Genomic DNA, 17,366 nt, shown 5'->3' on the forward strand with positions numbered 1-17,366 from the left:
GGGTTAGCCTTTCTTCACTGCATTTCCGCGAGCGGCCTTGTTCCCGCCTTCCGGCGTGACCGACCGGCCGAGGGGGTCGGAGTTCGGGCTGGCCTCGGCGGCTTTGCCGGGTTCCGTAACCGGGGTCATGAACCCGGTGCCGGAGAGTTCCGGCGAGCTGTCCGGCCGGAGCCGGCCGTGCATCCAGAGGTGATATTCATCGTCGGTGATCAGACCGTCCGACAGGTCCTGACGAAGGCGCGAGGATTTGAGGGCCAGCTGGGGCTCGAGTTCGGTGTCGGGGCGCAGCTCGGCCTTGCGGAACTGGACCTCGACGAAGCCCTGGAAACCTGCCTGGTGGAGGACGAACGAGAAGATGTTTTGCAGCATCTCGGCGATCGGCTCGTTGAGCTCGTCGGCGTTCATGGCGGCGATGCGCGCTTCGACCGAGCCGGTGTTGACGCCGGAGGCGCCCCGGCCGATCACGGTCGCCATGGTCTTCAGCGCGGCCTGGTTCTGGGCGTTGAGCGTCTCGATGATCGCCGAGATATCCATGGCCGCGCCAGGCTTGTTCTCGTTCATCATCGTCGGCTGGACGCTGTCGAAATGGATCAGCGGCTGGTCGGCGCGGAGACCCTCGATCACGCTGCGGATCTCGCCCAGGCGGGCAGCTTTCCACTCGCGGAGCTTCAGGTCGTCCGACTTGATATTCTCGGGCGCGTTCTTGGTCAGAACCTCCTCGACCACCTCGACGGCCATGCGGGGGAAGCCCGTCAGGCGCATGATGCGGTAGAGGTCGTTGATCACCTGCTGGCGGGCCGCAATTGTGTTGATCGCCGACACGAAGGTCGAGTGGCCGTAGATAGAGGTCGGGTCCTTGCGGTAGTGCGAGACGAAGAAGGTCGGGATGTCGAGCGAGGTCTCGACGTTCGAGCCGGCGATCTTCTGGACCGGCTTATATTCGCCGGGGTTCTTCTCGTACCATTCGACCGACGTCAGATCGATGTTGCGGATCTTGTCCGGCATCAACTGCTTGTCCAGGATCAGCTCGGCGCCGATGCCACCACGGAGCAGGAGCATGTAGCGCATCTCTTCCGCGATCGATCGAAGCGTCTTCTTGAGCTGAAAACCCAGGGAGTAGTCGGTCGGCCGGCCGATCTTCTCGATGGCCAGCATGATACTCTTCGTCGCCTCTCGGTCGATGTTCCCGTCCAGGTCACGCGCGAGGATGATGGCGTCGGTATTGGCCATCGTCAGGTAGCCGTTCAGCGCGGCAGAGACGTCCGGGTCGAACTTGAAGAGGTTCTTGAGCAGCGTCCGACTGTCGTCGGCGGTTCGCGTGGCGAAGATGTCCGTGAGGTGGTCCCGGTACTGCGGGACGGTCAGGATGCGGTCGGCCTGCTGGGGGTTGTAGGTAGGCGTGGCGGCGGTGCCGCCAGCTTTGGCCTTCTTTTTCGCTGGTACGATTGCTGTCAGAAAGTCAAAGGCCATGGCGTTATCCGAGTCCCAACACAGATGGGGTCTTCATGCGCTGACGCACACCCAGTTGTGCTTCATTTTGCTGCACTGTTGATATCAGGCCGAGGAGCATGGACATCTGGCGTTCGTCCTTCTCTTCCTGGCTGGCGATAAAGTCATGGATGCGAAGCGAGTGCTTCATGTAGCCGAGAGCGTGGAAGAAGTGGTCGTCGCCCGTGAGCTTGACCCACTTGGCCGGCTGTTCCGGCTCCTCGACGCGAACCATGTCCTGAAGGTGGGTGGTGATGATCACCTTCTTGTTGCCGTAGCCGGCCAGCTCGAGCCTGTGCTTGCGGATGTCGTTGACGACGGCGTCGATGATCTGTGTTCGATTGCTTCGGACGTGGGTGATGTTCTCCATCTCGTCCTTGACCAGCGAGATCGGCGCCGCCGAGAGGCTGGTCGCGTATTCGACCGGCATGATAATGCCCTTCGACTCGTCGCGGATCTCACGCGCGAGCGGGGCATAGGGGTTCAAATCCATGCCTCCGGCGACGATCCGGTACTGCTTGCGCAAGTCCGCGAGCGTCTCCTTCAGATCGTCTGACGGGACCTGTAGCCAATCAAATACAACTGGAACCACGTGTCCGAGAGCAGCCAAGACGACATGACATGTTTGGCCGACGTCGATCCCGACTGCCACAGGTGTATCAGATGAGACATGGACTTTCCCTTCGCCTTTCATGACGGCCTCGATCTCCGTCAGGGAGAGCCGTGCGTTTGCATCGTTGTAGGGCTGGCCGAGCACCGTGTTGTACCAACGGCGCATCGAGTTCTTGCGCTTGTACTCCAGCAGCTCCTTGACGATGTATTCGACCGAGAGCCGCGGTGTGGCGAAGGGTCGGACCCAGTAACCGCGGCCGATACGGCCGGGATGGCGGGGCACCCATTCACGCTTGTTGGGGTTACCGAGATCGAGTGGCTTCGCGCAGTGCTCGCACATGACATACGAGTTGGCGAGATCGAGCTTTGCCGCGATGTCAGGGTCGATCTCGGTAAGGTCGTTCAGGTCTGAGGGTAGACCTGGAATATGCATGAACCTCGGCGTGAACACCGGCAGGTTCCAGTGGCCGCAATCACAGCGGCAGAGATACTCGTGCTGGTCGGAGGCCTTGTAGGCGCTGTCGATCCCGTAGCCTTCGAAGGTCGGCGTCGAGAAGCCCTGGCGCATCCTGATATCGGAGCCCTGGAGACGCGAGCCGTAGAGGGCCAAGATCTCCTGGTCGGTCAGGTCGACCTCGTCGTTGAACATGATGTCCGCGTTGATCGAGGTCGCGTCACCTTCCTTGCCACCGGTGATGAAGCCGAAGCTGTCATCGACCTGGTAGAGCGACATCGACCTCACCGGCTTCTTCGACGGGGTGTGCTGGTTGAACACCAGCTCCTCGTCGACGATCGGCTTGATGCGGGTCTGCGAGACGCGCTTGTACATCTCGTCGTTCGGGAGGCTGAAAATACCATTGATCGATGACGTCCGCTTCAGGAAGCAGAAGAACTTGCGGATTTGAACCTCTGTGAGGCCGATCTGGGAGCATTTGATCACCGACATGTTGAGGTGCAGATCGTCCACGATCTGACGCTGGAACTCGTAACCGTCGAACGAGAATGGCTTCTTGCGGAGGTGGGTGTTGGCCTCGACATAAGCCGACATGGGCATGCTGTCGCTGTCATCAGCGAATTTCTGATTTATCCTGCCGAGAAAGTCATCGAACAGGGTCACGAGAGCCCTTCTTGTTGTTGGTCTGTCACTCCTTATGTAGGCTCTGCGCGGCGGGAATTGAACGTGCCAAATCCAAAAGCTTGTTTCGCAAAATAGTTTCCTCTTGTACTAGAGTTACGGGATCGTAACTGGCAGGCCAATCACCACATTGAAACTCCACACTGGAGATTTTGATGTCGTCTTTCTACCCCAACCTGACCGAGGCCACTGTGCTTCAATTGAGGGTTGTCCTACAGCACATGCGGGCGAACGCGGTGTACCTGGACAACGCCCCCTACTCCACCGAGTTGAAAGATTTCCTGAAGGAGCTGACCGGATTTGGTGTTGCTCCCGCTCCCGTCGAGTTCGACGGCGAGGCAGACCGGCTTGATTACGTCGAGCAGGAGATCGTGACCGTTCTGTCCGACCTGAAAACCCTCGTTGCCAGCCTCGGGACCGCCGAGCACAGCGAGAAGCTTCAGGTCGCCAAGGCCCGCGCTGGTCTTGTAGAAAAACTCGTCGCCGCCAGAGAAAAGGTCTGGACGATGAAAGAAGCGGCAGAGTTCCAAGGCCGAATACTTAGCTTCTTGGAGGATGTCTGCAATAAAGATCAAGTCCAAGAACTGAAGAAGCGCTTGGCAGGACTTAGGAGTGTCAAGAATGACTAAGATTTTCGCAACAGAAGCCCCGAAATTCTGGGCTCTCGGCAAGCCCGCCATCCCCCTCCGCGTCGGGTTCAAGCGTCCGTGGATCGATGCGTGGCAGGTTTTCGCCGACCGCATGCCCACCGAGCGCGAGCAGCGCGAATGGCTGACCCAGAAGGCCGAGGGCAACATAGGTATGCCCATGGGCGCCGCCTCGGGCATCGTCGCGATCGATGTCGACAGTGAAGACCCGCGTGTCCTGCGCGTCGTCGAGTCCGTCCTGCCGAGCTCGCCGTGGAAGCGTGTTGGCCGCAAGGGTGCGGTTTACGCCTACCGCTTCGAGGGCGAGCGCACCTTCCGTATCAAGGACGCGAACGGCGAAATGCTCCTGGAATGCCTCTCGAAGGGCACCCAGATCGTGCTTCCACCCTCGATCCACCCCGATACAGGCAAGGCATACGCCGCAAATTGCCATCTTTCGGAGGTCATGGGCTCGCTTCCGGCCCTTCCGAAGGGCGTCGAAACGCTGCTTCGTGAGGCCCTGAAGGCCGAAGGGATCGACCTTTCGTCGACCGGAAACACCAAAATCACGTCTTTTGTGCCCGCTGGGGCGCGCGATAACGCCCTCGTCTACCACGCTGGCCTGCTGGCCAGGGCCGTGACGCGCGCCGAGCGCAGCCTGGTCGAGGCCATGGGCGAGATGAAGGCCTGGGTTGAGGGCTACACCGAGAAGGTGGCCGGCGATGAGGTCTCGATCGAGAAGGCCCAGCTCAAGGTCGTCGACTTCCTGATGCGTGACGTCACCGGCGACAAGCGTAAGGCCCTGCCGATGGGTTGGGATGACGGCCTGACCGAGGATGACAAGCAGAAGCTGGGTCTCACGATCACCGACGAGAACGAGCGCTGGGACGCCGGCCGGATTGTGGACTTCCTCGTGAAGGAGTTCGAGCGCCACGTCTCGCCGGACACTGCTGGCTGGACGCACACGGTCGAGGTCGCCCTCGATCGCATCGCGCGCAACATCGAGCTCTCGTCGCTGGACGAGGAGCGCATCCTGAAGTTCATCGTGTCGCAGTCGAAGGGCTCCTACACGGTCGTCACCCTCCGCAAGGAGCTCGCCAAGCTGCGGGCCGGCGAGATTACCGGCACCGACCACTCGGAGGTCGCTCGCGCGGTCATCAAGGACCTGGAGCAGTACGGCAAGCTTCGCCACAATGCTGGCCAGTTCTGGCAGTGGAAGGGCGCGGCCTGGGAAACGATCGACACGAACGACTTCGTGAAGCGTATTTCCGAGGATTATGGGACGCTGCCGGTGTGCCGTCGCTTCTCGGACATCTCGCAGATCATCAAGCTGATGGCCGGCCTGCTCGCCGAACCGCTTCGCACGGTCTCCCTGAATGGCGTGAACTTCGCCAACGGCTTCCTGACGGAGAATATGGAGCTGCGGAAGCACTCGCCGGAGTTCGGCTGCACCTATGTGCTGCCGTATCGCTTCCAGGAAGACTCGCGCTGCCCGCTTTTCATCCAGATGCTGGACGACAGCTGGGGTGAGGACGCCGATTACGGCGACAAGGTCATGGCACTGCAGGAAGCCCTCGCGGCGACCCTGATGGGCCTCGCACCGCGGTATCAGCGCGCTTTTTGCATGATTGGCCAGGCGCACTCGGGCAAGTCCCGCATTCTGGAGATCCTCAAGGGTCTGATGCCGGAAGGTTGCCACTCTGCGGTGCCGCCGACCGACTGGGGTGACAAGTTCATGCCGGCCCAGATGGCCGACAAGCTGGTCAACTTCGCCGGTGAAGTCTCGGAGAAGCGCGACATTGCCGGTGATATCTTCAAGAAGGTCATTTGTGGCGAGGAGATCGAGGCGCAGCACAAAAACCAGCCGATCTTCAAGTTCTATCCGCGCGCTGCGCAGTGGTTCGCCTCGAACCACACGCCGAAGACCAAGGATACGAGCGATGGATTTAATAGAAGGTGGCTGTTCCTGGAGTTCCCGCGGCGGGTGCCGGACGAGAAGAAGGTCATCGACATCGACCAGATCGTGCTTGCCGCCGAGCGTGAGCAGATCGTGGCCTGGGCGATGCAGTCCCTGGAGCGGTTGAAGGCCAACAAGGACTACACGATCCCGTCGTCCCACCTGGCGATGATCGACGAGATGGCGAACGCGAACAATTCGGTGCGCTATTTTTTGTCCCAGAGCCCTCGTCTTCGCGTGGGGAAGCGCGAGCACGAGGGCATTTCCCAGATCCGCACTATGGGGGATCCCCTCTTCGACGAATACTGGAGTTTCTGCACCATGGCGGGGGGTGTTCAGCGTGTTGCGCGGACGAAATTCCACGCATTGATGAAAGAGCTGGCGGGAAGCTTCAAGTTCGAGCAGCTGAAAGAGACCCGGAGCGGGGGCTACGACATCGTATACAACTACGTCACAGTTGTGGGGATGAAGAACTAATCACCGTCGATGCTGATGAGTGGTGGGAATATGAAAAGTGGATCAAATATGAGAGCGAAGATGACTTGTGAGACCGATATGAGTGACTTTGTCGATACTGTCGACGACGAGATCGACAACGTCATGGATGAGGGGGCCGAGCCGGAGGCAGTTGCGGCCGCTCTGTTGTTCGCCCTGGGCCAGTTCCTGGTCGACTTCATGCCGGCCGCAGAGGCGGTCGAGAACATCCAGTGGATGCTGGCGCAAACCGCCCCCGTCCTGGCGCAGTTGGAGCAGGAGAAGGGGACACTGCACTAAATCCTCTTTTCCTAGAGTAACGCGTTTGACCGCTGGTTCTGACTCAGGTTAGCCATAGGGTCAGAAGACGGCAAGTACAGGGCGCTCTTCGGAGCGCCCTTTTCTTTTGGGAGTAATATTAGTGCAATTCTCCAAAAATTTTTTGCAGTATGTGCGGCACCATTCCCGCCACAACCCCTTGATTATACTAGAAAAAGTGTCCCCTCCTTCTGTTTCCCAACCTGCTAGACCTGCTATTGTGTTTATAGGGAATGAAACAAAAGAGAAAGGAGACAAGAGCAAGGCACATAGCGCGCATAGCGCGCCCCCCGCGAGCCCCCCAGGCGCGCGATGGGAGAGGTGTGTCCAACGCAAATCCTGCTCAATTGAGCAACCCACGCTCCCTGGGTCGAAGGCGGAGCTGTGACTGAAACACAACCTGCTCAATTGAGCAAATCGGAGTAAACGAGATGGAAACCAAGGGTTACACTTTGAACGGCGTTGCCGGTCGCATCCGCGATTTGGAAAACAAGGTTGGTGGTGCTTACTATGTGGCGCTCTGCTGGCTCGCAATGAACCGCTCAAGCGGCAAGGGCTCGAAGTCCGCGCTTGAAACGAAAATCTTCGGCAAGGACAAGCCGACGTCCACTTTCCGCAACGCATGGCGTATCGCCGACAAGGCCTTCGCCGAAGGCTTCCACGATGCGCACCGCAAGACGGTCGCGGAATTGGGGCTGGATGAGGCGGTGACCTTCGCGGTCCAATGCTTGGATGCGCATCGCACGGCGCTCGGCGTGACGACGATGAAGGATTACGAGGAGTTGTGCAAGTACGCCAGCGCCGAGGCGGTGCCTGCGCCGGAGCCTGAAGAGGCGGCCGAACCGGAAGTGCCGGAAGGCAAGGCCGAAGGCGAGACCGACGCGGACGGCAAGCCGGCCGAAGTGCCGGGGGCTGACATCATGGCCAACCTGCGCAATGCCTGCGCGCAGCTGACCTTCGACCAGCTGGTCGAGCATGGTGCATGGGTGGCGGAAATGATCGAAGCCGCCCGCGCAGCCACCGAGAAGCAGTCCAAGGCCGCCTGATCCTCCCTACCCCACCCCCTCCGGGGGGTGGGCCTCCTCGCTCGCGCCTGCGCGTCCGTCTGACGCGCGAGGCTCTTCCTTTAGCGCGAGCTGAACAAATCCAAAATCGCCCGCCGTGCGGTTTGGCCCGCCACGGGAGAGGTGCGTCCAAATCGAAGGGTGCTCAAATGAGCAAGATCCTCGCCGACCTGACCCAAAAGCCCCAGGGCCGGCAGTTTGCCCGCGCCACCGTCCTCGTCCACGACGAGGGCATCGGCGGCAACCCCGGCTCGCCGGTGGGTGCCAAGATCACCGGAAAACGCTGCCCGACAGGGCGGTGGAACAAGATGTCGTTCCCCGAGCGCGTCCCTACACGGCCCGTCATGGCCGAGGTGCGCGTATCGGGTGGCCAGCGCCAGCTCCAGCCCAAACGCAATCCAATGCGCCTGTACCGGCCGCAGGATCAGCGTGGTGTCCAGACGGTCTTTGTCATCTTTGACCGCGACACGGGGCAGGAGCTGGCGCGGGTGCGGGGCAATGCCTCGCACTGTGAAATCGAAGCCGAAAAACTCGCCCGCTCGCAAGGCTGCGAGTTCGCCGATCTGATCGTCAAGTTTGAAGGAGAGCTCGATGTTTAACGTCTTCTACGACACATCCAAGGCGAAGCGCATCCCGTACTGCATGGCTGGCATGTCGATGCAGGAGGCGCTTGGGCGCCTGGCCAAGTTCAAGGTGCGCTACCTCGACAGGAGCGGGCGCGGGCGCACGTATCCGAATGGTCGTGGCCGCTACGACATAAGGAACGCTCGCGTTGAAGCACAATAGCCCCGGCGCGCAGCGGGTCCAGGCCCCGACGCTGGATCAGGAACTGGCCATTAGACAGATGCTGCCCGCGAGCGTGGTCAATTTCGCGATGCAGAAGCTCCACGCCTCGTTCGGCTGGTGGTCACTGGTCGAGCTCGTCGAGAACAGAGGTGAGCTGGGCGCGCTGGAGCAGCTGAAGCGCGTGAATGCGATGGACCACGTCAACAATTACGGCCCCGAGTTTTACCGGGGGCTGTCGCCGTGGAGGAACTACTGAACATCAACCAAGCTTGAGGTTTTCGGATGCGTGGTTTTGTAGTGACCAATACAGATGGTCGCAAGGTCTACGAGTTCACGCCAGTCACGGCACCAACGGTGCCGACCTGGCTTCAAATTTCAATCTCGGCCGGTGTGGCGTTCCTCATCGGCTTCGTGATCACAGGAGCAGTCGGATGCTGAACCATCCATACTATCGCTCGGCCAAGGCCGAACAGCGGGAGGAAGCCATCGAGAAGGCGGCGATCGAGGCCATAAGGTACCTCGAAAAGCAGCAGACTCGGCCCATTACCGGCAGGGTTCTGGAAGCCTTACATTAAGATTTCGAAATAAGCCTTTGGTATCGTTGGCTTATTTCGTCCTTTTTATAAGGTTTCTTTTTTCTTCTCCTTCCCCAATGCGTAGGAAAATAATAGGGGGAGTAATACCAAAAACCTAATCGGTGTCGCGGGAATTTTTCTCTTCCTAGAGTGAGAGTTAAAACCAAAGGGCATAATGCGATTTCCCCTTTTGGTCCCCCCATCACCTAGCGACCCCAACCGGCCCAACCACGAGATATTGATTATGTCCAAACTCGACCAGGTCTTTGAGGCCTACCGGGACTACACCCGGCGTTCATTAGAGACCCGCAAGCACCGCCAGTCCGTAACTGGCTGGTCGAGCTCCCCGCTCAAGGTGATCCACGATTGGTCAGCCCACGACGGCACTCGCATGATCAGCATCCCGGCCCACCTCCGTCTCCCGGACGTGAACCCGCTCCTGATCGATTTCAATCTCCAGATGATCTGGGCCCGCACACTCACTGGCATCGACGGTCGCCTGCGCCTGATCGACCACCTATATGAGAACCTGTCGCGTCCAAGGCAACTGCATCTGGAAACGATCGAGATCACCCGCCTCGTCCTGTTCAAAGGAGATCCACGCGATGGCGCCCCGAAAGAAGCCGCTCCGTGAGCGTATCATGGCGCTCACCAAACACGGTGACTGCCACATCTGGACCGGACAAATGAAGCAGGGCAAGCCCTATCTCAAGGGCGTGGGTAATCCAGTGCGCCATCTACTGGGCATCGAGACCGACCGCATCCAGGTGCGTCTCGACTGTCCACGCGAAGACCCGCGCTGCATCAAGATCGACCATCAGCGGGTCATCGTGGAGCAGAACCACAAATACGACGACGCTCCCCTCCCCACCTGGGAGGACCCCCGCGTCACCTCGTCAGGCTTCTCACAAGCCCAACTCGACGAGATCGAGGAGGAGGTCCAGGCCCTGACCGAGGACCCCACCCTGATCGAGTTCTTCGACAACCCCGACCCACGGGTCAAAGAGGAGATCCTGCGCCGTGTCCAAGCTACCTGAATTTATCCGCTTCTGGACCGCCCCCTTCCACGTCACCATGGATGGGATCAAGGACGCCAACGGCTGCTGGATATGCTCCGCAGCAAACAACAAGCTCGCCCACGAGCTGGTCGAGCTGATGAACTTCGCCGCCCGGGCGCACCACGCCCTGACCGAGATCATGACCTACCGCGAGGACGTGTCGCCGCTCACGACAGCGTGCCAGATGATCGACCTCGCGGAGGAGGTCTACACCAATCCGCCAGTTGGGCCGAGCGCTTCGGGCGCACCAGCTGGACCCTAGACTGCTCATCGACGTGAGCAGCCATCCGACAGGAGGCCTATTATGAAACTCGCCTGAACCACCCGCTTGCCTACGTCACGAACTAAAATCGGCCCAGCAGGGCATCTGACATAGCGCCCCCATCTGTTTGCCATCCGGCCTGCCGGCGCACCTTCAAATCTCTTGAAACAATTGGTCAGCCAGACGTGTGAGTACGGGCCACGAGCCGCCAGTACGACGTGTGTTGAACCATAATATCTATCCCTGACGGGGGTCTTCACCGACCTTAATCGTGCGTGTTGTCTGCAGCGAGAATGTGGACCGACCCCGCTGCCGCGAGAGGTGCAGCAAACTACCTTACCTCACCCAGAAAGCCAGAAGGACGTCCCGTTGCCCCGGGACGTCCTTTTTCATTTCCAGGAGCAACCAAGCATGCACATCCGAGCCCAGATCAATCACGCCTACCGGCACATGACTATCAACCCCGCCAAGCTCCGCTCACTCGGGTACAAGCAGCTGGGCCAGGGCGCATTCTCCCGCGCCTTCTATCACCCGGACGCCCCGGACGTCGTCGTCAAGATCGGCTCGCGCCGCTCGCGTGTGAACCGCTGCAGACACCTGCGCGATGCATTCCCCGACTTCGCCAAGGCGATCATCCGCGGCGAGATCCGCAGCAAGTTCTTCCCCAAGATCTACGCGATCATGGAGGACGGCGACCACTTCTGCTGCGTGATGCGCCGCTACCAGAAATTCACCGGGCGGAACACCAAGCGGTCCATCACCGCGACCGCCAGCAAGCTCAACCGTGGCTGGGTTCACGGTACACCGAACGTCCGCAGGTTCGGCCGCGCGATCGAAGCCCTCCTCACGCAATGGACCACGCTCGACATCTGTGGCCCCAACATCATGCAGGACAGCAATGGCACTCCTATCCTCACTGATCCAGTCTGCTATAGCTAAGGGCTTCTCGGTCCTGATCATGTTCGACGGTGGTGGCCTGGTCCACGAATACCAGACCGCCGCCGCCCAGGCCGTGGAGCACAACGTCCAGATCACCATCGACGGCTCTTGCTACTCGGCCTGCACCCTCTTCGCCGACATGGCGCGTGATCAGGTCTGCGTCACCCCCCGGACGCGCTTCTACATCCATCAGGCCACCGATCACCCATCAGGCAATCGAACCCCGGTCCAATATTCACCGGGCTTCCACATCTACATCGGCCCGCAACCCACGGAAGGTTGGCTCGTCCTCGACTACGACGACCTCCGCAAATTCTGGAGAACATGCCCGTGAACATCAAGAACCTCGTCCGTCTGCGTGACGCCATGCTTGCCGACACCAACACCACCTTCAACATGGTCAACGTCCTGCCCGAGCGAGACGGCGACAAGGTCGGCGACATAACCGACTGCGGGACCGTTGCCTGCATCGCTGGCCTCGCGGTGATCCACTTCATCACCGAAATGGACCCCAAGCTCCACCCGTGGGATGCCGCCGAGAAATGGCTCGGCCTGACCAAGGAGGAGGGCTATCGCCTCTTCGGCGGCCAGTGGGCGGCCATGGACAAGTCGATGCACCAGATCACCAAGGACGAGGCGCTCGCCGAGATCAACCGCCTCATCCACAAATACTGGTTCGACCGGGCCTACAACGGCCTCGCCGGCCAGGAGTGGCAGCAGTCCAAGAAGTGGAGCGGCCAGTGCATGTACCTCGATCCGAACAATGGCCGCCGCTGTGCTGTCGGCCACATGATCGACCCCGAGCTCTACGACCCCGACATGGACGGGGACAGCGATGGCGGCGTCTGGGGCTGGGTCTCCTTCACCCACCAAGATTTGCTCCCCGGCCTGACCCTGGACCAGTTCAACCGCATCCAGAAGATGCACGACAGCAATGTCACCCCCGACAACATGCAGGCCGAGTTCGACGCCTACCGCACGGAGCACAACCTCACATGATCACCCAGGAAATCTTCAACACCGTCTACTTGGGCCTCGCGGCCCAGGACTTCCGCCAGTCGTACGACGACGACACGGACCAGTGCGCCTACCGCGGCCCCAACAACCTCAAATGCGCGATCGGCCACCTGATCCCGGACGACAAGTACCACCCGGAAATGGACGGCAGCATATGGCTCGCACGCAACTTCCACGCAGCCCGCATGCTCACCGAGCTGTCGCGTGACGAGTTCTCCCTGCTCCAGAACGCCCATGACTACGCCAACACCCCGGCCGACATGCGTGAGCGTTTCGAGAGTATCGCCAAGACCTACAATTTGAAGGTGCCGGCATGAAGATCAACTCAACCTTCGCCATCCTCGACGTGAAGAAAGGGCGCACCAGCTTGGTCAAACACTTCGCCGGCCGCCCCAAGCTCGGCCCGTGCCCGCCCGAGCTGCGCATCCCGGTCGTCATCACCGGCTTCATCGACGGCATCCACAGCAGGGACGACGGTATCTCCCGCGAGTTCTCCGTCGAGGTCACGGAGGTCAAGGCCGGATGGTAAAGCGCATCCTCCTCACCCTCGCCAGCCTGATCACCATCTGGCTGGCGCTCGCCGCGATCTTCGCGATGCCCAATCCAAGCGAGATCCCAGCTCTCGCCGGTTCGGCGTTTGTCATCGCCGCCATTGCCTGTGTCATCATCATAGTCGTCGCCATCGTGTCGATCATCAGCATGTGGTCGCCAGACAAATGAAGAACTGGCGCAACGGCATCGACGACATCGGCCCACCCCTCAAGCACGCCGACCTCCGACCCTGCTTCAGCAAGATCGGCGTCAACGGTGTGGCCATCGTGATCGGCCCCGGCCCCACTCTCATGCCGGCGCCGTCATCCTATGAGGTTCAGAAATGAGGATCGACTTCCCCTTCCCAGTCGAGGCCGAGGGCCGCAACGGCTACTTCTCGGCCCCCGCGATCTCGGTCCATCGTCTCTTCGAGAAAGAGGTGTGGCTGCAGAACATCACCAGCCGCAACGGCTATGGTCGCGGCCATGCAACCCTGCCGGCCGACCCGGACACTCTGCGCCAGGTCGCCGAACATCTCAACAACATCGCGACCAGCATCGAGCTCGGCCTGCCCTTCAAGCCGCTCGCCGCCTAGACATTCAGTTTCAGGTGTAATGCTCCGCTTGGTTGTGCCCCTCCAGTCACCGGCTTAACGGCAACGCATGTTGGCTCGCTGTGACACCTGCTTCGAGGCGCAGGTGGCTGGAGAACAACAAGGACCATCCTATGAACACCATCCGCGTCCACTTCTACGACAGCACCGGCGAGGCATACGACACCGTTCAGTGCTCGGCAAATGTCAAGAACGGCGACATCCTCATCATCCCCAGTGAAAAGGTAGTGGGCCTGGCCGACACCTGGCCCGTCGCCATCACCAAGGAGGCCGGCCACCTCCACACGCTCGCTGACGGCAACTTCTTCACCTACGTCCATCAGTACGGCGAGAAAGCCGGCCAGCGTGTGTTCACCGACGAGCAGATCGACCTGGCTCGTCGCATCGCCAGGCAATTGGGCTACGAGCTGCAATGACCCGCCCCCTCTCTTTCGAGCAGGCCAAGGCCCAGTTCGTCCACCGTTTCACGATGGACCACGTTCCGGCCTGGGCTCAACAGCCGGCGCCTAACGGCCAGTTCTACGCCCCGCAATTCCGCTCTGACCGGGAATGGTACGACAAGGCCAAGTTCCACGGTGAGAGCGAGCTCGCCACCCGCAACTATTGCTTCTCCAGCGGCCAGTCCTGGCCGCTCGGCACCTGGCTCGACGCCCCCTTCAGAAGGATCGCAGCATGACCACCGAATGGACCACCACCCACTCCGAGCAGGCCATCTCAGAGGGCTGGGACATCTTCGAAGCCAGCGGCTCGGCCCAGAATGAGAACGGCGATCGGCCGTTCCAGCTCCAGGCCCTGGACGAGGACGAGATCTTCGTGGGGCCGAACCGGGATGTCGATGCGTGGACGCACGTCTACCACCACGCAAAACGTGGCTTGCCGCTCCACCAACAGGCTCTGAACTTCCTCCGGGAGCACAGCCTCCCCGAGTTCGAGGCCGTCATTAGTGAGTGCTCGACAACGGGTGGCTTGGAGCTCAACGACGGCTTCGACTGGAAGCACGTCATCACCATCGACGACACCCGCGCCCGCTTCCCGGGCAAGCTCTTCGCGTTCGCCGCGGTCACCACCCGCTCCTCCCAATTCGGGATCGGCATCGCCGTGCTCGGTGAGGCCGGTTACTCGGTGCCCCAGAAGCGCGAGGTCTTCCCGACCTACGACGCCGCCTCCGATCGCGCCGACCAGCTGAACAAGGAGCTCGGCTACACCCAGGACACGGCCCTAGCGATCATCGCCGACACGATGATCCGCCAGAGCCACAAACGGGACGTCATCCATCGCCTGCGAGACGTGCTCGACGAGGCAGAGGCCAACGGCACGCTCAACCGACTGCACATTGACCGGGACACCATCGACACCTTCGTCGAGGCCGTGAGGGATATGGCATGACCGAGCACCTCCTCGAACTGCGCGAGACCCACAGCTACGTCGGGTCCTACGCTCACCTCGATAGCTGGATCGAGATCGGCACCTACGTGTTCGAGATCCAGGGCCAGACCGTCCACACCAACGACGAGGACCCCTGCGACCCGACCGAGGCCAAGCACATGGTCCGCGTCACCTCCGACCAGCCTGCCGACAAGATCAAGGAAGCGCTGATCGACACCCACAGCCGGCACGGCTGCGCCCATGAATGGGACTGCTGCGGATGCCGGTCCTTCGCCGCCGATGCAGAGCAGATCAAGGACGATCTGTGGATGCTCACCATCACCAGCTCGAGGAACTACTAATGGCAAACTGGTATGGCACCTGCCGATCGAACTACGTCCACGTCAAGAACCCCACCGCCTTCGCAAACTGGATCGACCAGTTCGAGGCCAAACTCATCGAGAAGGACGGCCGGTTCGGCTTCTACTCGGAGAATGAATACGGCGATCTCCCGACCCTGTGGGAGCACCCGGAAACATTCGAGGAGCTCGACGAGCCCATGTCGATCCTCGACAAGATCCATGAACACCTTGTCGAGAACGAGGTCCTGGTCGTGATGGAGGCCGGCGCCGAGAAGGTCCGCTACGTCTCCGGCTGGGCGCTCGCCATCCACTCGTCCGGCGAGCGCGTCGAACTTCACCTGCACGACATCTACAAGCTCGCCCAGGACGAGTTCGGCGGCGATGCCCAGATCACGGAGGCAACCTACTGATGACCACCATCACCCTCAACGCTCCCGCCCTCCTGGCGCTGATCGAGGCCGACCCCAACTTCTACCTCCAGGTCAAGAACCACGTCCTCGCCGAGATCGGCCGGCGCATGTTCGAGAAGGATGCGAAGAAGATCATCGCCCAGACCGAGCCCGAGCTGTTCAAGCAGGCCCTCGCCGCGTTCCAGCGCGACGTTGACATCACCAACACGGTCCAGTTCGCGCTGAAGGCTGCGCTCATACCTCGTGACAGGAGTTGGTACGAAAAGCCCAAGCTCTCGGACGAAGCCAAGAAGCTGATCGACGAGGCCGTCTCTAGGGCGAAGACAGCTGCGATCACCAACGCCGTCGACCCGATCCTCGTCGAGATCCAGAAGCGCGTCCAGGAAAAGATCGACGCGATGAAGATCGACGAGCGCATCGAGAAGCGAGTCGACCGCCTGGTCGAGGAAGAGATCGAGCGCCGTGCCAACGAGCGTTTCCAGGCCCAGATGGCGAAGGTGCGGGAGGCCATGCGGACATGACCTACGAAGAGCTCAAGACCTGGGCCGCAGCCCTGACGGACGAGCAACTGACCCAGGCGCTCTACGAGCTGCGCGACCGAGGCTCCTCGGTCGCCTGCTACAACGCAGGCGAGTTCGAGGCCATGTTCGACGGCGACCTCCGGGAGGACTTCGATGGTGAGGCCTGGATGGACGAACACCGGGATGACCTGGAGGAAGTCATGTGCGAGGCGGCCCGCCAGTATTTCATCCGTGAAGCAGCGGAGGCGTTCGATGACGAATAACATTTTCCCCATCACTCTCCCCTGCAACAACAGGGGGTGGAGTGCCCCCGAGTTCCGCTCGACCTTCCTTTCCGCCAAGCCAGCTGACCTCACCTGGTATAGCTACGATGTCATCATCCACAGCCGCACCTTGGTGGAGTTCGTCGTCTATGACATTCGCTGCTCCTCCACAGGTGGACGTGGCGCCGAGAAGGCCCGGTTCAATACCTATGTGCTCCGAGGCCTCACGACCTACACCGTGAAGCAGAAGGCCCGCCGCCTCGCCGAAGAGCGCCGTGCCAAGGAACTGTTCGAGAAGGAGGAGGCGATCATCAAGCGGTACATGGCCGAGATCGTCAACCAGCTGGTGTATCCATGACCGAGCTACGCACCCTCGTCATGGTCCGTGGCGAGCCCCGTTTCAACATGGTCGGACAGAAGCTGCCGGACAGCCTGCACGACACCGATGAGCAGATCAGCCCCGGCCTGGCGAGCAGGCTCCACCGCTACGCTCTCCACACGCTGGAGGACACCGGCTTCGAGGTCTCGTCGTGGGACTGCGAGGTCTACACGATGGATGGAGACGACCGGCCCGCCGATCGCTTCTACACCGTCGAGTTCACCAACCCGAAGGGCGGAATGATTGGCATCCAGGGCATCCTGACGAAGCGCGGTTGGCCTTTCTTGGACCACGGGTTCTGTATCGATGGTGGGCGGTATTTGCGTTTTAGTTGCTGATACTGTGCCCGTACTTCCGACAGATGATGTTTGCTTTGCCTGTACATAAGTAGCAGGGCGTCTCACATTTGCTGTCGCAGATCACCATCGCCACCTCGGCGGTGGTGGGCTTCTTCGAGGCCGTCTCCATTTTGAGCGCCACGAACAATGCCGTGTCCGGCGTCAGCACGACGCGCTGACGCCTTTTCGCTTTCACCTTGATGAGCTCGGCCAGCTCGGCCTCGTTCGACCACTTTCTCATGTGTGAGAACGTAATGAGAACATCCATGGAGT

The 17,366-nt window shown here is 60.6% G+C and carries 31 protein-coding genes; 28 read left to right on the forward strand and 3 right to left on the reverse strand.

What is annotated here, in order from left to right; all coding sequences use genetic code 11:
• Nucleotides 1-3 precede the first annotated feature (3 nt).
• Both ABVK50_RS15430 and ABVK50_RS15435 read right to left on the reverse strand, forming a co-directional pair.
• Nucleotides 4-1,470, reverse strand: a complete 1,467-nt coding sequence (locus ABVK50_RS15430; protein ID WP_353645756.1) for a hypothetical protein — start codon at nucleotides 1,468-1,470, stop codon at nucleotides 4-6.
• Nucleotides 1,471-1,474: 4 nt separating this feature from the next.
• Complete coding sequence (locus ABVK50_RS15435) at nucleotides 1,475-3,217, reverse strand: phage terminase large subunit family protein (RefSeq protein WP_353645755.1); 1,743 nt, start codon at nucleotides 3,215-3,217, stop codon at nucleotides 1,475-1,477.
• Nucleotides 3,218-3,390: 173 nt separating this feature from the next.
• On the opposite strand from ABVK50_RS15435, the gene ABVK50_RS15440 reads away from it, so the two are divergent.
• The 28 genes from ABVK50_RS15440 to ABVK50_RS15575 all read left to right on the forward strand — a co-directional run bounded on the left by ABVK50_RS15440 (nucleotide 3,391) and on the right by ABVK50_RS15575 (nucleotide 17,093).
• A complete protein-coding gene (locus tag ABVK50_RS15440) occupies nucleotides 3,391-3,864 on the forward strand; it encodes a hypothetical protein (RefSeq protein ID WP_353645754.1) in 474 nt (157 codons plus the stop codon).
• Nucleotides 3,857-6,295 carry a phage/plasmid primase, P4 family gene (locus tag ABVK50_RS15445; RefSeq protein ID WP_353645753.1) on the forward strand — a complete coding sequence of 813 codons (2,439 nt, stop codon included), beginning with the start codon at nucleotides 3,857-3,859 and terminating at the stop codon, nucleotides 6,293-6,295. Before ABVK50_RS15440 ends, ABVK50_RS15445 begins: the two co-directional genes overlap by 8 nt.
• A gap of 78 nt (nucleotides 6,296-6,373) precedes the next feature.
• On the forward strand, nucleotides 6,374-6,592 hold the full coding sequence (locus ABVK50_RS15450) for a hypothetical protein (protein WP_353645752.1): 219 nt from the start codon (nucleotides 6,374-6,376) through the stop codon (nucleotides 6,590-6,592).
• A 470-nt stretch (nucleotides 6,593-7,062) separates the two neighbouring features.
• Nucleotides 7,063-7,656, forward strand: coding sequence for a hypothetical protein (locus ABVK50_RS15455; protein WP_353645751.1), 594 nt, complete (start codon nucleotides 7,063-7,065; stop codon nucleotides 7,654-7,656).
• A gap of 167 nt (nucleotides 7,657-7,823) precedes the next feature.
• On the forward strand, nucleotides 7,824-8,273 hold the full coding sequence (locus ABVK50_RS15460) for a hypothetical protein (protein WP_353645750.1): 450 nt from the start codon (nucleotides 7,824-7,826) through the stop codon (nucleotides 8,271-8,273).
• A complete protein-coding gene (locus ABVK50_RS15465) occupies nucleotides 8,266-8,460 on the forward strand; it encodes a hypothetical protein (protein WP_353645749.1) in 195 nt (64 codons plus the stop codon). The genes ABVK50_RS15460 and ABVK50_RS15465 overlap by 8 nt, the downstream gene beginning before the upstream one ends.
• Complete coding sequence (locus ABVK50_RS15470; protein ID WP_353645748.1) at nucleotides 8,447-8,716, forward strand: hypothetical protein; 270 nt, start codon at nucleotides 8,447-8,449, stop codon at nucleotides 8,714-8,716. The genes ABVK50_RS15465 and ABVK50_RS15470 overlap by 14 nt, the downstream gene beginning before the upstream one ends.
• A gap of 175 nt (nucleotides 8,717-8,891) precedes the next feature.
• Nucleotides 8,892-9,035, forward strand: a complete 144-nt coding sequence (locus tag ABVK50_RS15475; RefSeq protein ID WP_353645747.1) for a hypothetical protein — start codon at nucleotides 8,892-8,894, stop codon at nucleotides 9,033-9,035.
• Nucleotides 9,036-9,279: 244 nt separating this feature from the next.
• On the forward strand, nucleotides 9,280-9,669 hold the full coding sequence (locus ABVK50_RS15480) for a hypothetical protein (protein ID WP_353645746.1): 390 nt from the start codon (nucleotides 9,280-9,282) through the stop codon (nucleotides 9,667-9,669).
• A 7-nt stretch (nucleotides 9,670-9,676) separates the two neighbouring features.
• Nucleotides 9,677-10,072, forward strand: coding sequence for a hypothetical protein (locus ABVK50_RS15485; protein ID WP_353645745.1), 396 nt, complete (start codon nucleotides 9,677-9,679; stop codon nucleotides 10,070-10,072).
• Nucleotides 10,056-10,355 (forward strand): hypothetical protein, encoded by a 300-nt coding sequence (locus tag ABVK50_RS15490; RefSeq protein WP_353645744.1) that lies wholly within the window; start codon nucleotides 10,056-10,058, stop codon nucleotides 10,353-10,355. Before ABVK50_RS15485 ends, ABVK50_RS15490 begins: the two co-directional genes overlap by 17 nt.
• A 411-nt stretch (nucleotides 10,356-10,766) precedes the next feature.
• Complete coding sequence (locus ABVK50_RS15495; RefSeq protein ID WP_353645743.1) at nucleotides 10,767-11,294, forward strand: hypothetical protein; 528 nt, start codon at nucleotides 10,767-10,769, stop codon at nucleotides 11,292-11,294.
• Nucleotides 11,295-11,313: 19 nt separating this feature from the next.
• Nucleotides 11,314-11,628, forward strand: a complete 315-nt coding sequence (locus ABVK50_RS15500; protein WP_353646952.1) for a hypothetical protein — start codon at nucleotides 11,314-11,316, stop codon at nucleotides 11,626-11,628.
• A complete protein-coding gene (locus tag ABVK50_RS15505; protein ID WP_353645741.1) occupies nucleotides 11,625-12,293 on the forward strand; it encodes a hypothetical protein in 669 nt (222 codons plus the stop codon). The genes ABVK50_RS15500 and ABVK50_RS15505 overlap by 4 nt, the downstream gene beginning before the upstream one ends.
• Entirely contained in the window at nucleotides 12,290-12,628 is a 339-nt protein-coding gene (locus tag ABVK50_RS15510) for a hypothetical protein (protein ID WP_353645740.1), read from the forward strand. Before ABVK50_RS15505 ends, ABVK50_RS15510 begins: the two co-directional genes overlap by 4 nt.
• On the forward strand, nucleotides 12,625-12,840 hold the full coding sequence (locus ABVK50_RS15515; protein WP_353645739.1) for a hypothetical protein: 216 nt from the start codon (nucleotides 12,625-12,627) through the stop codon (nucleotides 12,838-12,840). Before ABVK50_RS15510 ends, ABVK50_RS15515 begins: the two co-directional genes overlap by 4 nt.
• Nucleotides 12,834-13,031 carry a hypothetical protein gene (locus ABVK50_RS15520; protein ID WP_353645738.1) on the forward strand — a complete coding sequence of 66 codons (198 nt, stop codon included), beginning with the start codon at nucleotides 12,834-12,836 and terminating at the stop codon, nucleotides 13,029-13,031. Before ABVK50_RS15515 ends, ABVK50_RS15520 begins: the two co-directional genes overlap by 7 nt.
• Nucleotides 13,028-13,189, forward strand: coding sequence for a hypothetical protein (locus tag ABVK50_RS15525; protein ID WP_353645737.1), 162 nt, complete (start codon nucleotides 13,028-13,030; stop codon nucleotides 13,187-13,189). The genes ABVK50_RS15520 and ABVK50_RS15525 overlap by 4 nt, the downstream gene beginning before the upstream one ends.
• Nucleotides 13,186-13,437, forward strand: coding sequence for a hypothetical protein (locus tag ABVK50_RS15530; protein ID WP_353645736.1), 252 nt, complete (start codon nucleotides 13,186-13,188; stop codon nucleotides 13,435-13,437). Before ABVK50_RS15525 ends, ABVK50_RS15530 begins: the two co-directional genes overlap by 4 nt.
• A gap of 131 nt (nucleotides 13,438-13,568) precedes the next feature.
• Nucleotides 13,569-13,871, forward strand: coding sequence for a hypothetical protein (locus ABVK50_RS15535; protein WP_353645735.1), 303 nt, complete (start codon nucleotides 13,569-13,571; stop codon nucleotides 13,869-13,871).
• Nucleotides 13,868-14,131 (forward strand): hypothetical protein, encoded by a 264-nt coding sequence (locus tag ABVK50_RS15540; protein WP_353645734.1) that lies wholly within the window; start codon nucleotides 13,868-13,870, stop codon nucleotides 14,129-14,131. Before ABVK50_RS15535 ends, ABVK50_RS15540 begins: the two co-directional genes overlap by 4 nt.
• The gene (locus ABVK50_RS15545; RefSeq protein WP_353645733.1) at nucleotides 14,128-14,841 is read left to right on the forward strand and encodes a hypothetical protein; all 714 of its coding nucleotides are present in this window, start codon (nucleotides 14,128-14,130) and stop codon (nucleotides 14,839-14,841) included. The genes ABVK50_RS15540 and ABVK50_RS15545 overlap by 4 nt, the downstream gene beginning before the upstream one ends.
• Nucleotides 14,838-15,182 carry a hypothetical protein gene (locus ABVK50_RS15550; RefSeq protein WP_353645732.1) on the forward strand — a complete coding sequence of 115 codons (345 nt, stop codon included), beginning with the start codon at nucleotides 14,838-14,840 and terminating at the stop codon, nucleotides 15,180-15,182. Before ABVK50_RS15545 ends, ABVK50_RS15550 begins: the two co-directional genes overlap by 4 nt.
• On the forward strand, nucleotides 15,182-15,592 hold the full coding sequence (locus tag ABVK50_RS15555) for a hypothetical protein (RefSeq protein WP_353645731.1): 411 nt from the start codon (nucleotides 15,182-15,184) through the stop codon (nucleotides 15,590-15,592). Before ABVK50_RS15550 ends, ABVK50_RS15555 begins: the two co-directional genes overlap by 1 nt.
• Nucleotides 15,592-16,113, forward strand: coding sequence for a hypothetical protein (locus ABVK50_RS15560; protein WP_353645730.1), 522 nt, complete (start codon nucleotides 15,592-15,594; stop codon nucleotides 16,111-16,113). The genes ABVK50_RS15555 and ABVK50_RS15560 overlap by 1 nt, the downstream gene beginning before the upstream one ends.
• Nucleotides 16,110-16,376: a hypothetical protein gene (locus tag ABVK50_RS15565; RefSeq protein ID WP_353645729.1), complete on the forward strand. Its 267-nt coding sequence runs from the start codon at nucleotides 16,110-16,112 to the stop codon at nucleotides 16,374-16,376. Before ABVK50_RS15560 ends, ABVK50_RS15565 begins: the two co-directional genes overlap by 4 nt.
• Nucleotides 16,366-16,734, forward strand: coding sequence for a hypothetical protein (locus ABVK50_RS15570; protein WP_353645728.1), 369 nt, complete (start codon nucleotides 16,366-16,368; stop codon nucleotides 16,732-16,734). The genes ABVK50_RS15565 and ABVK50_RS15570 overlap by 11 nt, the downstream gene beginning before the upstream one ends.
• On the forward strand, nucleotides 16,731-17,093 hold the full coding sequence (locus tag ABVK50_RS15575; RefSeq protein ID WP_353645727.1) for a hypothetical protein: 363 nt from the start codon (nucleotides 16,731-16,733) through the stop codon (nucleotides 17,091-17,093). The genes ABVK50_RS15570 and ABVK50_RS15575 overlap by 4 nt, the downstream gene beginning before the upstream one ends.
• Here the strand turns inward: ABVK50_RS15575 and ABVK50_RS15580 are convergent.
• Nucleotides 17,083-17,361, reverse strand: a complete 279-nt coding sequence (locus ABVK50_RS15580) for a hypothetical protein (RefSeq protein ID WP_353645726.1) — start codon at nucleotides 17,359-17,361, stop codon at nucleotides 17,083-17,085. The genes ABVK50_RS15575 and ABVK50_RS15580 overlap by 11 nt on opposite strands.
• Between the last annotated feature and the right edge of the window lie 5 nt (nucleotides 17,362-17,366).

The sequence above is a fragment of the Mesorhizobium sp. WSM2240 genome (genome assembly GCF_040438645.1).
Classification (GTDB): domain Bacteria; phylum Pseudomonadota; class Alphaproteobacteria; order Rhizobiales; family Rhizobiaceae; genus Allomesorhizobium.

Bases quoted from the DNA above. Each gene is read 5' to 3' on its own strand.
- ABVK50_RS15430 (WP_353645756.1), bottom strand. From the start codon at position 1,470: ATGGCCTTTGACTTTCTGACAGCAATCGTACCAGCGAAAAAGAAGGCC.
- ABVK50_RS15440 (WP_353645754.1), top strand. From the start codon at position 3,391: ATGTCGTCTTTCTACCCCAACCTGACCGAGGCCACTGTGCTTCAATTG.
- ABVK50_RS15445 (WP_353645753.1), top strand. From the start codon at position 3,857: ATGACTAAGATTTTCGCAACAGAAGCCCCGAAATTCTGGGCTCTCGGC.
- ABVK50_RS15450 (WP_353645752.1), top strand. From the start codon at position 6,374: ATGAGTGACTTTGTCGATACTGTCGACGACGAGATCGACAACGTCATG.
- ABVK50_RS15460 (WP_353645750.1), top strand. From the start codon at position 7,824: ATGAGCAAGATCCTCGCCGACCTGACCCAAAAGCCCCAGGGCCGGCAG.
- ABVK50_RS15465 (WP_353645749.1), top strand. From the start codon at position 8,266: ATGTTTAACGTCTTCTACGACACATCCAAGGCGAAGCGCATCCCGTAC.
- ABVK50_RS15475 (WP_353645747.1), top strand. From the start codon at position 8,892: ATGCTGAACCATCCATACTATCGCTCGGCCAAGGCCGAACAGCGGGAG.
- ABVK50_RS15480 (WP_353645746.1), top strand. From the start codon at position 9,280: ATGTCCAAACTCGACCAGGTCTTTGAGGCCTACCGGGACTACACCCGG.
- ABVK50_RS15485 (WP_353645745.1), top strand. From the start codon at position 9,677: ATGGCGCTCACCAAACACGGTGACTGCCACATCTGGACCGGACAAATG.
- ABVK50_RS15495 (WP_353645743.1), top strand. From the start codon at position 10,767: ATGCACATCCGAGCCCAGATCAATCACGCCTACCGGCACATGACTATC.
- ABVK50_RS15500 (WP_353646952.1), top strand. From the start codon at position 11,314: ATGTTCGACGGTGGTGGCCTGGTCCACGAATACCAGACCGCCGCCGCC.
- ABVK50_RS15510 (WP_353645740.1), top strand. From the start codon at position 12,290: ATGATCACCCAGGAAATCTTCAACACCGTCTACTTGGGCCTCGCGGCC.
- ABVK50_RS15515 (WP_353645739.1), top strand. From the start codon at position 12,625: ATGAAGATCAACTCAACCTTCGCCATCCTCGACGTGAAGAAAGGGCGC.
- ABVK50_RS15520 (WP_353645738.1), top strand. From the start codon at position 12,834: ATGGTAAAGCGCATCCTCCTCACCCTCGCCAGCCTGATCACCATCTGG.
- ABVK50_RS15525 (WP_353645737.1), top strand. From the start codon at position 13,028: ATGAAGAACTGGCGCAACGGCATCGACGACATCGGCCCACCCCTCAAG.
- ABVK50_RS15530 (WP_353645736.1), top strand. From the start codon at position 13,186: ATGAGGATCGACTTCCCCTTCCCAGTCGAGGCCGAGGGCCGCAACGGC.
- ABVK50_RS15535 (WP_353645735.1), top strand. From the start codon at position 13,569: ATGAACACCATCCGCGTCCACTTCTACGACAGCACCGGCGAGGCATAC.
- ABVK50_RS15540 (WP_353645734.1), top strand. From the start codon at position 13,868: ATGACCCGCCCCCTCTCTTTCGAGCAGGCCAAGGCCCAGTTCGTCCAC.
- ABVK50_RS15545 (WP_353645733.1), top strand. From the start codon at position 14,128: ATGACCACCGAATGGACCACCACCCACTCCGAGCAGGCCATCTCAGAG.
- ABVK50_RS15550 (WP_353645732.1), top strand. From the start codon at position 14,838: ATGACCGAGCACCTCCTCGAACTGCGCGAGACCCACAGCTACGTCGGG.
- ABVK50_RS15555 (WP_353645731.1), top strand. From the start codon at position 15,182: ATGGCAAACTGGTATGGCACCTGCCGATCGAACTACGTCCACGTCAAG.
- ABVK50_RS15560 (WP_353645730.1), top strand. From the start codon at position 15,592: ATGACCACCATCACCCTCAACGCTCCCGCCCTCCTGGCGCTGATCGAG.
- ABVK50_RS15565 (WP_353645729.1), top strand. From the start codon at position 16,110: ATGACCTACGAAGAGCTCAAGACCTGGGCCGCAGCCCTGACGGACGAG.
- ABVK50_RS15570 (WP_353645728.1), top strand. From the start codon at position 16,366: ATGACGAATAACATTTTCCCCATCACTCTCCCCTGCAACAACAGGGGG.
- ABVK50_RS15575 (WP_353645727.1), top strand. From the start codon at position 16,731: ATGACCGAGCTACGCACCCTCGTCATGGTCCGTGGCGAGCCCCGTTTC.
- ABVK50_RS15580 (WP_353645726.1), bottom strand. From the start codon at position 17,361: ATGGATGTTCTCATTACGTTCTCACACATGAGAAAGTGGTCGAACGAG.